The organism is Mycobacterium sp. 4858 (genome assembly GCF_900240975.1).
GTDB lineage: Bacteria > Actinomycetota > Actinomycetes > Mycobacteriales > Mycobacteriaceae > Mycobacterium.
The window spans coordinates 2,955,374-2,970,399 of sequence record NZ_LT968776.1 but is presented as its reverse complement, the minus strand read 5'-3'; the positions used below and the strand labels follow the sequence as shown (position 1 = coordinate 2,970,399).

General features: G+C 67.3%; 14 protein-coding genes and 2 pseudogenes. 10 read left to right on the top strand and 6 right to left on the bottom strand.

Annotated features, from left to right (window positions below):
- Positions 1-4: 4 nt before the first annotated feature.
- Genes C1737_RS22610 through C1737_RS22595 form a run of 4 tightly spaced genes read right to left on the bottom strand, consistent with a single transcriptional unit; the run spans position 5 to position 3,525 of the window.
- Positions 5-439, bottom strand: coding sequence for a carboxymuconolactone decarboxylase family protein (locus C1737_RS22610; RefSeq protein ID WP_067761468.1), 435 nt, complete (start codon positions 437-439; stop codon positions 5-7).
- On the bottom strand, positions 439-1,296 hold the full coding sequence (locus tag C1737_RS22605) for an NAD(P)-dependent oxidoreductase (RefSeq protein ID WP_102419504.1): 858 nt from the start codon (positions 1,294-1,296) through the stop codon (positions 439-441). Before C1737_RS22605 ends, C1737_RS22610 begins: the two co-directional genes overlap by 1 nt.
- Positions 1,293-2,042: an SDR family oxidoreductase gene (locus C1737_RS22600; protein ID WP_102419503.1), complete on the bottom strand. Its 750-nt coding sequence runs from the start codon at positions 2,040-2,042 to the stop codon at positions 1,293-1,295. Before C1737_RS22600 ends, C1737_RS22605 begins: the two co-directional genes overlap by 4 nt.
- Before the next feature lie 13 nt (positions 2,043-2,055).
- Positions 2,056-3,525 (bottom strand): aldehyde dehydrogenase, encoded by a 1,470-nt coding sequence (locus C1737_RS22595; protein ID WP_102419502.1) that lies wholly within the window; start codon positions 3,523-3,525, stop codon positions 2,056-2,058.
- 223 nt (positions 3,526-3,748) lie between these two features.
- Between C1737_RS22595 and C1737_RS22590 the strand changes: the two genes are divergently transcribed.
- The 10 genes and pseudogenes from C1737_RS22590 to C1737_RS22545 all read left to right on the top strand — a co-directional run.
- Complete coding sequence (locus C1737_RS22590; protein WP_068091468.1) at positions 3,749-4,387, top strand: TetR family transcriptional regulator; 639 nt, start codon at positions 3,749-3,751, stop codon at positions 4,385-4,387.
- Positions 4,384-5,601 carry a cytochrome P450 gene (locus tag C1737_RS22585; RefSeq protein WP_102419501.1) on the top strand — a complete coding sequence of 406 codons (1,218 nt, stop codon included), beginning with the start codon at positions 4,384-4,386 and terminating at the stop codon, positions 5,599-5,601. The genes C1737_RS22590 and C1737_RS22585 overlap by 4 nt, the downstream gene beginning before the upstream one ends.
- Complete coding sequence (locus tag C1737_RS22580; RefSeq protein WP_068091464.1) at positions 5,602-6,426, top strand: SDR family oxidoreductase; 825 nt, start codon at positions 5,602-5,604, stop codon at positions 6,424-6,426. It abuts the gene before it with no gap.
- Positions 6,423-7,781 (top strand): cytochrome P450, encoded by a 1,359-nt coding sequence (locus tag C1737_RS22575; RefSeq protein WP_102419500.1) that lies wholly within the window; start codon positions 6,423-6,425, stop codon positions 7,779-7,781. Before C1737_RS22580 ends, C1737_RS22575 begins: the two co-directional genes overlap by 4 nt.
- Before the next feature lie 3 nt (positions 7,782-7,784).
- Positions 7,785-7,994, top strand: coding sequence for a ferredoxin (locus C1737_RS22570; RefSeq protein ID WP_068056310.1), 210 nt, complete (start codon positions 7,785-7,787; stop codon positions 7,992-7,994).
- Complete coding sequence (locus C1737_RS22565) at positions 7,994-8,533, top strand: hypothetical protein (protein WP_068091456.1); 540 nt, start codon at positions 7,994-7,996, stop codon at positions 8,531-8,533. The genes C1737_RS22570 and C1737_RS22565 overlap by 1 nt, the downstream gene beginning before the upstream one ends.
- Positions 8,534-8,687: 154 nt before the next feature.
- Positions 8,688-9,815 (top strand): NDMA-dependent alcohol dehydrogenase, encoded by a 1,128-nt coding sequence (locus tag C1737_RS22560; RefSeq protein WP_068091451.1) that lies wholly within the window; start codon positions 8,688-8,690, stop codon positions 9,813-9,815.
- A gap of 26 nt (positions 9,816-9,841) precedes the next feature.
- The gene (locus tag C1737_RS22555; RefSeq protein WP_102419499.1) at positions 9,842-11,893 is read left to right on the top strand and encodes an FAD-dependent oxidoreductase; all 2,052 of its coding nucleotides are present in this window, start codon (positions 9,842-9,844) and stop codon (positions 11,891-11,893) included.
- Between the two features lie 17 nt (positions 11,894-11,910).
- Positions 11,911-12,330, top strand: coding sequence for a ketosteroid isomerase family protein (locus tag C1737_RS22550; protein ID WP_102419498.1), 420 nt, complete (start codon positions 11,911-11,913; stop codon positions 12,328-12,330).
- A 37-nt stretch (positions 12,331-12,367) separates the two neighbouring features.
- Positions 12,368-12,658: pseudogene (locus C1737_RS22545) on the top strand (HIT family protein); the annotation flags it as partial.
- Between the two features lie 85 nt (positions 12,659-12,743).
- On the opposite strand, the pseudogene C1737_RS22540 reads toward C1737_RS22545, so the two are convergent.
- Together C1737_RS22540 and phoP are read right to left on the bottom strand one after the other, a co-directional pair.
- Positions 12,744-14,202 (bottom strand): annotated as a pseudogene (locus tag C1737_RS22540) (sensor histidine kinase).
- 41 nt (positions 14,203-14,243) lie between these two features.
- Positions 14,244-14,963 (bottom strand): two-component system response regulator PhoP, encoded by a 720-nt coding sequence (phoP, locus tag C1737_RS22535; protein WP_067201572.1) that lies wholly within the window; start codon positions 14,961-14,963, stop codon positions 14,244-14,246.
- Between the last annotated feature and the right edge of the window lie 63 nt (positions 14,964-15,026).

Genomic DNA, 15,026 nt, shown 5'->3' with positions numbered 1-15,026 from the left:
CGGGTCAGTCCTTGTCGCCGGAGTGCATCTTCAGCGCGGCGTCCACGTTGGCCTTCTTGTCCTCTCCGGCACCCTTCGCCGCGGCCTTCCTGCGCTTGGCGACGACGGCGTCGACGGCGCCGTTGAGCGCCGAACCCAGCGGGAACCCGAGATAGTGGGTGAGGAAGACGGCCATCTCCTTCAGCTCGGTCTCGGTGAGCTCCCCGTTGAGCAGCGCGGCGTTGATCTGGATCTCGGCCAGGTCGCGGTTCCCGACCGCGGTCACCGCCGTCAGCGTCATGATGCGCTTGTCGCGCATCGACAACCCCGGTCGCGTCCAGATGCTGCCGAACAGGTGGTCGACGGTCAGGTCGAAGTACGCGTCACCCTCGATGTTGGGCATCTCCCAGCCGTAGACCTCGTTCATCTTCTCGAGGCCCTTGCGGCGAAGTTCGTCCATCACGCCTCTTTCTCTGTGTGTGGCACCCCGAGGCCGGCCGCCAGCCCCTCGTAAGCCAACCGGGCCAGCGGCAGGTCGACCGACAACGCGTCGCCCAAACCTAGCGCCAGGCTCAGGTCTTTTTCGCCGAGGCCGCGGGTGTGCATAGAGGGCTGGTACAGGAAGTTTTCTGGTTCAAGGTCTTTCATGTCGTTGCGGACCATGATGGCTCCCGGCCCGCCGGTGAGGGCGTCGGTGTGACGGACCACCCGGCCCAGCGCCTGCAGGTCCAGGCCCGCCGCCTCGGCCAGTTTCATCGCTTCGCACGCCGCGACATACGACGTGAACGTCAACATGTTGCGCGCCAACTTCATTCGTGTCCCCGCGCCCGGCTCGCCGGCGTGGATGACGACCGCTGCCCAGTGTTTGAACGCCGGCTTGATCCGCTCGTACACCTCGCGATCGGCCCCCACCATGGTGGCGAGCTCACCCTTCGCGGCGGCGGCCGCGCCTCCGCTGACCGGCGCGTCGACGATGTGGATCCCCCGTGGTTTCAGATCGCTGGCCAGTTCCGCGGCCGTGGTATCGCTGATGGTCGAGTGGATCGCGATGACCGTGCCGGGCTTGGCGTGAGCCGCCAGTTCGCCGACCACCTCGCGCACCTGCGCGTCGTCCAAGACCGTGACGTGGATGATGTCGGCGGCCGCGACGTCTGCGACGCTGTCGGCCCGCCCGGCGCCCTTCTCGGCCAGGGGCGTCATGGCCTCGGTCCTGATGTCGTAAACCGTTACTCCGCCGGGCCATTCGGTCATCTTGCTGGCCATCGGCGCGCCCATGTTGCCCAGGCCGATGTACCCGAGCTTCGCGTGCTCAGTCATGACCGGATGATCTGCCCGCCGTCGACGTTGAAGATCTGCCCGGTGATCCACGACGCCTCATCGGACAGCAGGAACAGGCACATTCCGACCAGGTCTTCGGGAGTTCCCATGCGAGACAACGGCAGACCCTTGACGATGTCGGCGACCATCTCCTGCGGCGTGGTGGTCCGGTTGGCCTCGGTGTCGATGGGCCCGGGCGCGATCGCGTTGATGCGGATGTTCTGGCCGCCCAGTTCGCGGGAGAGCTGCTGGGTCAGGCCGTTGATGCCGACCTTGGCCAGGCCGTAGTAGTTCGAGTACAACCACGCGGCGGTGGACGACTGGTTCACGATCGCCCCGCCGCCACGCTTGGCCATCTTCTTGTACACCGCGCGGGTGCACCACAACGCGCCGTCGAGGTTGACGCTCATGAACTTCTTGTAGTACTCGGGGTCGATGGTGAGCAGGAAGTCCAGCTTCATGCCCCCGAAGATCGCCGCGTTGTTGACCAGATAGTCGATGCCGCCGAATTCGGCCAGTGTGCGGTCGGCCATCGCCTTGGCCGACGCCGGGTCGGACACGTCGACCGGGACGGCCAGGGCGGTGCCGCCGTCGGCCACGATCTGCTTGGCCACTCCCTGCGCCGCCTCTGCCTTGATGTCGGCCACGACGACCGCCGCGCCCTCCCGGGCCAGCGCCTCCGCGTAGGCCTGGCCGATGCCGCCGCCGGACCCGGTGACGATGGCGACTTTGTTCTCGAATCGCATGCTTCAAACTCCTCTAGTTGACGGCCGTCGCAATGGTCTTGGTCTCGAGGTACTCCTCGAAACCGGCCAGGCCCATCTCGCGGCCGTTTCCGGACTGCTTGTAACCGCCGAACGGCGCGTCAGCCGAGTACCAGACGCCGCCGTTGACGTTGATCGTGCCCGCGCGAACCCGCGCGGCGACGGTCGCCGCCCTGTCCGGGTCCGCGCCGAACACGGTGCCCGACAACCCGTATGGCGAGTCGTTGGCGATGCGCACGGCGTCGTCGTCGCCATCGTGCGGGATCACCGTCAGGACCGGGCCGAAGATCTCCTCACGCGCGCAGCGGGCATCGTTGCCGAGGCCCGCGATCAACGTGGGCTCGATGAAGAAGCCGACGTCACGGTCGGCCGGCCGCCCGCCCCCGCAGGCGAACGTTCCGCCCTCGGCGAGCGCCGAGTCGAGATAGCCCTGGATCCGGTCGCGCTGGCGCGCGGAAATCACCGGCCCGCAGATGGTTCCGGGATCGGTGGGGTCGCCGGCCTTGATGCCGCCCATTGTCGCGGCCGCGATGGAGACCGCTTCGTCATACCGCGCCCGCGGCACCAGCAACCGGGTGGTGATCGCGCAGCCCTGCCCGGCGTGCATGCAGACCGAGAATCCGGCCACGCCCACCGCGCCGCCCAGGTCGGCGTCGTCCAGGACGATGAACGCCGACTTGCCGCCCAGCTCGAGGAAGATCTTCTTGATGGTCGCGGCGCCGTCGGCCATCACGCTGCGGCCGGTAGCGGTCGACCCGGTGAACGAAACCATGTCCACCCGAGGGTCTTTGGCCAACAGCGCGCCCACGCCGTGGTCGCTGGACGTGACGATGTTGATGACGCCGGGCGGAAAGTCGGTGTGCTCAGCGATGAGTTCCCCCAGCACGGCCGCGCACCAGGGGGTGTCAGGGGCGGGCTTGAGGACGACGGTGTTGCCGGCGGCCAGCGCGGGCCCGATCTTCGCGAGGTTGATCTGGTGGGGGAAGTTCCACGGGGTGATGGCGCCGACGACGCCCACGGCCTCACGGGCGATGGTGCGTCGGGTGGGGATGCCCATCGGCGACGCCAGGCCGAGATCCTCGTTGTAGACATAGGATTCGGCGGTGTCCGCCGCGAAGGCCAGGTCGCTGACCGGGATCTCGAGCTGGGCGATGCTGGTGAGCATCCGCGGCGCGCCGACTTCGGCGATGGTCAGGTCGCGCAACTCTTCGAGGTGCCGTTGCATCGCCTGCTGCAGCTGGCGGACGCATCGCACCCGCAGCTCGGTGTTGCGTGACCAGTCCGTCTCGTCGAAAGCGCGGCGCGCGGCGTCGATGGCGCGGCCCATGTCGTTGGCGTCGGCATCGGCCGCGACCCCGAGCACCTCCTCGGTCGCCGGGTTGATCGTCGGGAAGGTGCCGGCGCTGCCGGGCGACATCTTGCCGTCGATGAAGAGTGCACTCACGCCGTCGGCCAGCAAGGCCATCTCCCGCTCCCGTCTGTGCGGACCACATTGACTACGCGAAATCCAGGAGACATTTCAGTGGACAGTTGTCCGATATTCTCCGATGGAACCATAGCCGCCGGGGCGTCGGCGGTGCAAGGGCCGATCCCGGCTACGGCGGCGACGCGCCAAAAAACGCCACATTAACCGGCATCTTCACCGGTCGGGCTTGCCTCAGTCCGAGTCGGTCCGATAGCTTGGACATGTGTCCAGCGATGCACTGGTGGCGATCACGTCGCAGGCCGACCACCAGACCGGCCGGCCGGCGCGCAACCGCCGGCAGGAGGAGACCTTCCGCAAGGTGCTCGCGGCCGGCATCGAGACGCTCCGCGAGAAGTCTTACGCCGACCTGACGGTGCGCGCGGTGGCTGCCCGCGCCAAAGTCGCGCCGGCGACCGCCTACACCTACTTCTCGTCGAAGAACCATCTGATCGCCGAGGTCTACCTGGACCTGGTGCGGCAGGTCCCCTACTTCACCGACGTCAACGACCCGATGCCCCACCGGGTGGAACAGGTGTTGCGGCACCTGGCCCTGGTGGTCGCCGACGAGCCCGAGGTCAGCGCCGCGTGCACGACGGCGTTGCTCAGCGGCGGCGCCGAGCCCGCGGTGGCCGCCGCGCGCGACCGGATCGGCGCGGAGATCCACCGCCGCATCACCTCGGCCATGGGCCCCGACGCGGACCCCACCGCCGTGTCCGCGCTGGAGATGTCCTTCTTCGGCGCGCTGGTGCAGGCCGGCAGCGGCGAATTCACCTACCGCGAGATCGCCGACCGGCTGGCCTATGTGGTGCGGCTGATCCTCACCGGCGCGGCAGAGACGAGCCAGGAGACAACCACCGAATGACCGTTCACGTTGGCGACCACGACCTGGTCCTCGATCCCTACGACTACGACTTCCACGAAGACCCGTACCCGTACTACAAGCGGCTGCGCGACGAGGCCCCGCTGTATCGCAACGAGGAGCTGAAGTTCTGGGCGCTGTCGCGGCACCAGGACGTGCTACAGGGATTCCGCAACAGCACGACGCTATCCAACAAGTACGGCGTTTCGCTCGACCCGGCGTCGCGCGGTCCGCACGCGTCGAAAACGATGTCGTTTCTGGCGATGGACGATCCCGCGCACCTGCGGCTGCGGACCCTGGTGTCGAAGGGGTTCACCCCGAGGCGGATTCGCGAACTCGAGCCCCGCGTCACCGAGATCGCCACCCGGCACCTGGTCACCATGCTGGAAAACGCCAAGGGCGGCACCGTCGACTACGTCGACGAGTTCGCGGGGAAGCTGCCCATGGACGTCATCAGCGAGTTGATGGGCGTCCCCGAGCCGGACCGCGCCCAGGTCCGGGCCTGGGCCGACGGGGTGATGCACCGCGCCGACGGTGTCACCGACGTGCCACCGGAGGCTGTCGAGGCCTCCATCAACCTGATCGTCTATTACCAGGGAATGGTGGCCGAACGGCGCAAGCAGTTGACCGACGATCTGACCTCGGCCCTGCTGGAGGCCGAAATCGACGGCGACCGGCTCACCGACGAGGAAGTCCTCGGGTTCATGTTCCTGATGGTGATCGCCGGTAACGAGACCACCACCAAACTGCTTGCCAATGCCGCCTTTTGGGGTCACAAGAATCCGGACCAACTGGCCCCGGTCTACGCCGACCTGTCGCGGGTGCCGCTGTGGGTCGAGGAGACCCTGCGCTACGACACGTCGAGCCAGATCCTGGCGCGCACCGTGTCCGGTGAGCTCACCCTGTATGACACCACGATTCCCGAGGGCGACGTCCTGCTGCTGTTGCCCGGTTCGGGCCATCGCGACGAGCGGGTGTTCGACAACCCCGACGACTATCTGATCGGGCGCGAGATCGGGCCCAAGCTCTTGAGTTTCGGTAGTGGCGCGCACTTCTGCCTGGGCGCGCATCTGGCGCGGATGGAAGCCCGGGTCGCGCTGACCGAGTTGTTCAAGCGAATCCGCGGATATGAGGTGGACGAGGCCAACGCCGTCCGCGTCCACTCCAGCAATGTCCGCGGATTCGCTCACCTACCCATGACCGTGGAGGTCCGCTGAATGCCCCGCTTTGACCCCCTGCCCGCACGCCGGCCGGCCATTGTGGCGGGTGCCTCATCCGGCATCGGAGAGGCCACCGCCATCGAGCTCGCGGCGCACGGCTTCCCAGTGGCCCTCGGCGCCCGCCGGGTGGAGAAGCTCAACGACATCGTCGGCAAGATCAACGCCGAGGGCGGCGAAGCGGTCGGATTCCACCTGGACGTCACCGACCCCAACTCGGTGAAAGCCTTTGTCGCGCAGTCCGTCGACGCGCTCGGCGACATCGAGATCCTGGTCGCCGGCGCGGGCGACACCTACTTCGGCAAACTCGCCGAGATCACCACCGACGAGTTCGAGTCGCAGCTGCAGATCCACCTCGTCGGCGCCAACCGGCTGGCCGCCGCGGTGCTGCCCGGCATGCTCGAGCGCCAGCGCGGCGACCTGATCTTCGTCGGGTCCGACGTCGCCCTGCGTCAGCGGCCGCACATGGGCGCCTACGGCGCGGCCAAGGCCGCGCTCGTCGCGATGGTCACCAACTTCCAGATGGAGCTCGAGGGCACCGGCGTGCGGGCGTCGATCGTGCACCCCGGCCCGACGAAGACGTCGATGGGCTGGAGCCTTCCGGCCGAGAAGATCGGACCCGCGCTCGAGGACTGGGCCAAGTGGGGCCAGGCTCGCCACGACTACTTCCTGCGCGCGGCGGACCTGGCGCGAGCCATCACGTTCGTGGCCGAGACCCCGCGCGGTGGCTTTATCGCGAACATGGAGCTTCAACCCGAAGCGCCGTTGGCCGACAAGAAAGACCGCCAGAAGCTCGCGCTCGGCGAAGAGGGGATGCCGTCATGACAACAACCGCCATCGTGCCGCGGGTATCCGGCGGTGAGGAAGCGCACGGTCACCTCGAGGAGTTCCGCACCGACCCAATCGGTTTGATGAAGCGCGTCCGGGAAGAATGCGGCGACGTGGGCTGGTTCCAGCTGGTCGACAAGCACGTCATCCTGCTCTCCGGGGCCGGCGCCAACGAGTTCTTCTTCCGTTCGGCGGACGAGGAACTCGACCAGGCCGAGGCGTACCCCTTCATGACGCCGATCTTCGGCAAGGGCGTGGTGTTCGACGCCAGCCCCGAGCGGCGCAAGGAGATGCTGCACAACTCCGCGCTGCGCGGCGAGCAGATGAAGGGCCACGCCGCCACCATCGAGGGCGAAGTCAAGAAGATGATCGCCAACTGGGGCGACGAGGGCGAGATCGAGCTGCTCGACTTCTTCGCCGAACTGACCATCTACACCTCGACCGCGTGCCTGATCGGGCTGAAGTTCCGCGAGCAGCTCGACCACCGGTTCGCCGAGTACTACCACATGCTCGAGCGCGGCACCGACCCGCTGTGCTACGTCGACCCCTACCTGCCGATCGAGAGTTTCAAGCTGCGCGACGAGGCCCGCGTCAAGCTCGTCGCCCTGGTGCAGGAAATCATGGATCAGCGAATCGCCAACCCACCCAAGGACAAGAGCGACCGCGACATGCTCGACGTGCTGGTCTCGATCAAGGACGAGGACGGCAATCCGCGCTTCTCCGCCGACGAGGTCACCGGCATGTTCATCTCGCTGATGTTCGCCGGGCACCACACCAGCTCCGGAACGTCGGCGTGGACGTTGATCGAGTTGATCCGCCATCCCGACGTCTACGCCGAGGTGCTGGCCGAACTCGAGGAGCTCTACGCCGACGGCCAGGAGGTGAGTTTTCATGCGCTGCGGTCGATTCCGAAGCTGGACAACGTGGTCAAGGAGACGCTGCGGCTGCACCCCCCGCTGATCATCCTGATGCGGGTCGCCAAGGGCGAGTTCGAGGTCGAGGGTTTCCCGATCCACGCCGGTGACTACGTCGCCGCCTCACCCGCGATCTCGAACCGGATTCCCGAGGACTTCCCCGATCCGGACGCCTTCAAGCCCGATCGCTACAACAAGCCCGAACAGGCCGACATCGTCAACCGGTGGACCTGGATTCCGTTCGGCGCGGGACGGCACCGCTGCGTCGGCGCCGCGTTCGCCCAGATGCAAATCAAGGCCATCTTCTCGGTCTTGTTGCGCGAGTACGACTTCGAGATGGCCCAACCCGCCGACAGCTATCACAACGACCACTCCAAAATGGTCGTCCAGCTCGCCCGGCCGGCGAAGGTCCGCTACCGCAAGCGGAAAGCCGGATAAGTCATGGGGTTTCGAATCGAAGTGGATCTGGATTTGTGCCAGGGCCATGCCATGTGCGAACTGGAGGCGCCCGACTATTTCCGGGTGCCTAAACGGGGCAAGGTCGAAATAGTCGACCCCGAACCGCCCGAAGACGCCCGCGACGAAGTCGAACGCGCGGTCGATATGTGCCCAACGCATGCACTGTTCATCAGAGAGAAAGAAGACCGATAATGGCGTCACGCGAGGAACTCGAGTCATGGGTCGACCGCTGGCTGCAGGCCAACAAGGACTGTGAGAAGGCCGGTGACTGGCGGCCGTTGGCCGACTTCTACGCCGCCGACGCCACCTACGGCTGGAACATCGGCCCCAAGGAAGACGTGATGTGCGTCGGCGTCGACGAGATCCGCGACATCGCCCTCGGCCTGGAGATGGAGGGCCTGGAGAACTGGGTGTACGAGTACCAGAAGGTGCTCATCGACGAGAAGCAGCGCGAGATCGTCGGCTTCTGGAAGCAGATCGTCAACAAGTCCGACGGCACCCAGGACGAGATCTACGGCATCGGCGGCAGCTGGTTCCGCCTCAATGCCGACAACCTCATCGAGTGGCAACGCGACTTCTTCGACTTCGGCCACGTCGCGAAGATGTTCGCCGACCTCATCGAATCCGGCGACCTCAGCGACGGCATGCAGAAGCGGATCGAGCGCAGCATCGCCGGCGAGAAGCTGCCCGGCTACTACCCGCTCGGCCAGGCGCCGGTCCCGATCTGGTGAGCCGGAGCCCAGGCGGACCAACCAAGCATTTGATTTGTTCCACGCGCTATGCTGACGCGACAAGGGTGCCTGTGGCGCCCGTCACCAAGTTGTCCGGCATGAAGGAGCCGGGCAGCTCTGATCGATTCAAAGGCGAAATGGGGTCAGGACCATCGTGAAGACAAAAGGCGCACTGATCTGGGAGTTCAACCAGCCGTGGTCCATCGAGGAAATCGAGATCGGCGACCCGCAAGCACACGAGGTCAAGATCCAGATGGAAGCGGCGGGCATGTGCCACTCCGATCATCACCTCGTCACCGGCGGAATCCCGATGGCAGGCTTCCCGGTGCTGGGCGGGCACGAGGGTGCCGGCATCGTGACCGAGGTCGGTCCGGGCGTGGAGGACATCGCCCCGGGCGACCACGTGGTGCTGTCGTTCATCCCGTCCTGCGGGCAATGCCCGACGTGTCAGGCCGGCCTGCGCAACCTGTGTGATCTCGGGGCCGGGCTGCTCGGCGGCGCCGCGGTCTCCGACGGCACCTTCCGCATCCAGGCCCGCGGCCAGAACGTCTTTCCCATGACGCTGCTGGGCACCTTCTCGCCGTACATGGTCGTGCACCGCAGCTCGGTGGTGAAGATCGACCCGTCGGTACCGTTCGAGGTGGCCGCCCTGGTCGGCTGCGGCGTCACCACCGGCTACGGCTCGGCGGTCCGCACCGCCGACATCCGCCCGGGCCAGGACGTCGCCATCGTCGGCGTCGGCGGGGTCGGCATGGCAGCGCTGCAGGGCGCCGTCAACGCCGGCGCGCGCTACATCTTCGCGATCGACCCGGTCGAATGGAAGCGGGATCAGGCGCTGAAATTCGGTGCCACCCACGTCTACCCGGACATCAACGCCGCGCTGATGGGCATCATGGAGGTCACCTACGGGCTGATGGCTCACAAGGTCGTGGTCACGGTCGGCGAACTGCACGGCGCCGACGTCGACAACTACCTCAACATCACCCAAAAGGGCGGCACCTGCGTACTGACCGCCATCGGTAGCCTGTTGGACACCAACGTCAACCTGAACCTGGCGATGCTCACCCTGATGCAGAAGAACCTGCAGGGCACCATCTTCGGCGGCGGCAACCCGCAGTACGACATCCCGCAGCTGCTGTCGATGTACAAGGCCGGCAAGCTGAACCTGGACGACATGGTCACCACCCAGTACCGCCTGGAGCAGATCAACGAGGGCTACCAGGACATGCTGGACGGCAAGAACATTCGCGGCGTCATCCGGTACACGGACGCCGACAGGTAACAGCCGCCCCCACCGACTGGGTCCGAATGACCGAGTTCGGGCACCTGCTGGCGCCGGGACGGATCGGCGCCATGACGGTGCGCAACCGCGTCGTCATGTCTCCGATGGAGACGATGTACGGCACGCCGGACGGGCTGCCGTCGCAACGCACCCGCGACTACTTCGCCGCGCGCGCCAGGGGCGGTGTCGGCTTGATCACGGTGGGCGCCACCGGGATCGACCACCACCACCCCGAGACGCCCGGGGGCCTGCACCTGGCGACCGACACGGCCGTCGACGCGCACCGGGCGCTGGTGGACGTGGTGCACGAGCACGGCGCCAGGATCCAGCCCCAGATCGTGCACGCGGGGCCCGACGGCCTGGGGCCCGAGATGTTCGGTGTCCCGTCCCTGGGCCCGTCGGTGATCCCCTCTTACCTCACCGGGCGACCGTCGGTCGAGATCAGCAAGCAACAGCTGTGCGAAGTGTTCGACTTGTTCAAGGCCGCGGCGCGGCGTGCGGTCGAGGCCGGGTACGACGGCATCGAACTGCACGCCGCGCACGGTTACATGCTGCTGGGCTCCTTCCTTGCCCCGCAACGCAATCGGCGCACCGACGACTATCGGGGTGATTCGGCGCGGGGGCGGGCGCGGGTGGTGCTCGACGCGCTCGCCGCGATCCGCTCCGAGATCGGCGACACGCTGCCGATCACGCTACGGATCTCCGGCTACGAACGAGTCGCCGGTGGACGGCCCATCTTCGAGACCGCGCAACTGGCACCGGAATTCGTGGCCGCGGGCGTCGACGCGTTCCACGTCAGCGGCGGGGTGATCGATCGGCTGGTGACCGGGATGGTCAACGGCGCCGACGACGGCGACGAGCTCAACGTCGGGGCCGCGGCGGCGGTCAAGCAGGTGGTCGACGTGCCGGTGATCGCCGTCGGTCGCATCCACGACCCGGTCAGGGCCGAGCGGATCCTGGCCGACGGGCGGGCCGACTTCATCGCGATGGGGCGCCCCCTGCTGGCCGATCCCGACCTGCCGAGCAAGCTGCGCAACGGTCAGGCGCACCGGATCCGCCGGTGCATCTCCTGTGAAAACTGCATCGACGCAATGGAACAGCGATTCTCCGTCGACTGCGCCGTCAATCCCCGCACCGGCAAAGAACGCGAGATGTCCCCGGCTCCCGCCGCACGGGCCAAGCGCGTGGTGGTGATCGGGGGCGGGCCCGCAGGGCTGGAGGCCGCCCGGGTGGCCGCCGAACGGGGCCACCGCGTGATCCTGTTCGAGCGCAGCGCCACGCTGGGCGGGGCCCTGCGCTGGGCTTCGATCCTGCACCCAGAGAATCAGCCGTTCCTGCGCTACCTGCGTGATGAAATCAACCGCAGTGGCACGGAAGTCCATCTGGGCCAGGATATTTCGGCTCAGGACATCGTCGAATCCGCACCGGACGCGGTGGTGGTGGCCACCGGCGGCCGGGTCGCCGTGCCGGAAGTCCCCGGCTCCGAGCTGCCGCACGTGCGGACGGGGCCGGGGCTACGCGAATTACTCAGCGGGCGAGCCGAATCCGGCCCGGCCTGGCAGCGCCTGGGGGCCGCGGCGCTGGGCGGCTGGCGGCAGCGGCTGGTGCGGCCCGCCGCGGTCCGGCTGGCCAGCCGCGCCTGGATGCCGCTGGGGCGCCGGGTCGTCATCGTCGGCGGCGATCTGGTCGCCCTGGAACTGGCCGAATTCCTGGCCAGCCGCGGCCGACTGGTGTCAATACTCGAGTCCGGCAGGAACATCGCCCCCGAAGTGGGCAACAAACGCAAGACCGAGCACATGGACCGACTCGACCGGCTGGGCGTCACCGTGCACGTCCGGGCCACCGTGGAGCGGATCACCACCGAAGCGGTGGTATTCGCCCCCGTCGGTGGCACCGGCCGGCGGCTGCCTGCCGACAGCGTGGTGCTGGCCGGCGCCGTCGAACCCGACACCACCCTGTTCGACGCGCTCGTCGCCGCACTCCCCGGCGCCCAGGTGCACGCCGCCGGCGACTGCACCGGGCTGGGGCTGATCCGCAAAGCCACCGAGGAAGGCGCTCGTGCCGCGTGCGCAATCTAGTGACAGGAGAGATAACCATGACGCAAACCGCCCAATCCCCGGCACTGACCGCGTCGCAGTCATCATGGCGCTGCGCACAAGCCAAAGATCGGGACGGCTGGCTGGCGCTGATGACCGACGATGTGGTCATCGAGGACCCGATCGGCAAGTCCGTCACCAACCCCGACGGCACCGGTGTGCGCGGCAAGGCAGCCGTCGGCGAGTTTTTCGACAACAACATCGCCAAGAACCAGCTGACCATCACTTGCGAGGAGACTTTCCCGTCGAGCTCGCCCCGCGAAATCGCTCATATTCTGGTGCTGCAGAGCAAGTTTGAGGGCGGCATGACCAGCAAGGTACGTGGCGTGTTCACCTACAAGGTCAACGAAGCGGGACTGATCACCAACATGCGGGGCTACTGGAACCTCGACGTCATGGAGTTCGGCCAGGAGGACTGACGCGGGCTCGTCCGGCCCCCGCCCCTATGCTGGGGCCATGGCGTCGATCTTCACCAAGATCATCAACCGTGAACTTCCCGGCCGCTTCGTCTACGAGGACGACGACGTCGTCGCGTTCTTGACGATCGAGCCCATGACCCAGGGGCACACGCTCGTCGTGCCGCGGGCCGAAATCGACCAGTGGCAGGACGTCGATGGCGCGACGTTCGCCCGGATCATGGCGGTGAGTCAGCTCATCGGCAAGGCGGTCTGCAAGGCCTTCAAGACCGAGCGTGCGGGGGTGATCATCGCCGGCCTGGAGGTGCCCCATCTGCACGTGCATGTGTTCCCCACCCGCCGCCTCAGCGACTTCGGCTTCGCCAACGTCGACCGCAACCCGTCACCGGAGTCGCTGGACGAGGCGCAAGCCAAGATCAAGGCGGCCCTGGCTCAGTTGGCGTGAACCGGTTCCTGCGCCGGCACCTCGCTGACGCGCGGCAGCGTGACGCGGAAACGGCAGCCCTCGCCGGGCGAGGTGGTCACCGTGACGGCGCCGCCATGCGCGCGGACCAGCGAGTCGACGATCGATAGCCCCAACCCCGTACCGCCGCTGGCGCGCGCCCGCGACGAGTCGGTGCGATAGAACCGCTCGAACACCCGCGACGCGTCCTGCTCGGTCATGCCGGGGCCCCTGTCGGCCACTTCGAGCACCGCGTCGTCGCCGGCGGTGCCGACCCGCACGGTGACATCGGCGTTGGTCGGGGTGTGCTGCAGGGCGTTGGCGATGAGGTTGCTCAGCACCTGCCGGATCCGCGGTTCGTCGCCGAGCACCTCAGGGGTGCCCGGGCCGTCCAGCACCTCCATGGCGATGTTGCGTTTCGGATCCATCGCCTGCGCGTCGTGCACGGCGTCGCTGGCCAGCGCGAGCAGGTCGACCCGGTTGTGTTCGAGCGGTCGTTGCACATCCAGGCGGGCCAACAGCAGCAGGTCGTCGACCAGCAATCCCATCCGGCTGGCTTCGCTCTCGATGCGCGACAAAAGCATGGCGACGTCGCGCGCGGCGCCCTGGCGATACAACTCCGCGAAGCCCCGAATGGTCGTCAGCGGGGTGCGCAGCTCGTGGCTGGCGTCGGTGATGAACCGCCGCATCCGCTCCTCCGAACCGCGCGCCTTCTCCGCCGAGGACTCCGAGGACGCGAGGGCTTCCTGGATCTGCGCGAGCATTCCGTTGAGGGCGAGCGACAGCCGGCCCACCTCGGTGCGCGGATCACGTTCCGGGACACGGCGATCCAGCTGGCCCGCGGCGATCGCCGCGGCGGTCTTTTCGACCTCCGACAGCGGCCGCAGGCTGCGCTGAACCACCGCGAACCCGGCGATGCCGACCACGACGAGCACCGCGACCCCGATGCCGATCTGCAGCCACACCAGGGAGCTGACCGTGTGTTGGACGTCGGACAGGTCGATCGCGACGGTCGTCAGGCCGTGCGGGCCGCGCACCGACACCGCGCGCCACTGGATGTCCGACCCGTTGACCGACGGCAGCGTCGTCGGGTTGGGGCCCACGTCGTTGTTGGGCGGCAGTGCCGGTTCGGAGTTGCGGTCGTTGATGGCGGTGAACGGGGTGCCGTCGGTGCTGATGCCGCGCACGTAGAACTTGGACGGCGGGCGGCCCGGATCGGGGCCCTCGTAAGGGGGCGGCGACTGCTTGCGCGGGGCCTGCGCCCAGCCGCGCGACGCGTCGAGCAGTGTCTGGTCGATCCGGGAGACCAGGCTGTGCCGCAGGATCGACGTGACCGCGATGCCCGACACGGCCAGGCCGCAGGCCACCAGCACCAGGGTGGCGGCGACCAGCCCCACCCGAAGCGGCAATCCACGTCGATACTGCTTGGCCATCGAGGGTGACGCTTCGCTACCGGCGGTGACCGACCGCGGGCTCAACGCGGTTCCCGCAACACATAGCCCACCCCGCGCAAGGTATGCAGCAGCCGCTTCTCCCCGGTATCGATCTTGCGCCGCAGGTACGACACGTAGGACTCGACGACATTGACGTCACCTCCGAAGTCGTAACGCCACACATGGTCGAGGATCTTGGGCTTGCTGAGCACCGTGCCCGCATTGATCACAAAGTAACGCAGCAGCGTGAACTCGGTGGGCGACAACGAGACCGGTTCACCGGCCTTCCACACCTCGTGGGTCTCCTCGTCGAGTTCGATGTCGGCGAAGGTGAGGCGGGCGCTGCGGGGCTCCGCTCCCCCCTTGCCCGCGCGACGGAGGATGACGCGCAACCGGGCAACCACCTCTTCGAGGCTGAACGGCTTGGTCACGTAGTCGTCGCCGCCCAGGGTCAGGCCGGCGATCTTGTCCTGCAAGGAATCCCGGGCCGTCAGGAACAACGCCGGGGCGTCGATACCGTCGGCGCGCAGGCGCCGCAGCACCCCGAACCCGTCCATGCCGGGCATCATCACGTCCAGGATCACCGCGTCGGGCCGGGCTTCCCGCGCCCGGTCCAGCGCCTGGGCTCCGTTGGTCGCGGTATAGACCTCGAACCCCTGGAACTTCAGGCTCACCGAGAGCAGCTCGACGATGTTGGCCTCGTCGTCGACCACTAGGACGCGAGCCTCCGGTTTGGTTTCGCTTGGGGTTGCCGCGGTCATCAGGTTCTTCTACCCCTTGGTTGTACGTTAGCTATGTGAAGATTGTGTGGTTGCTGAGAGCTC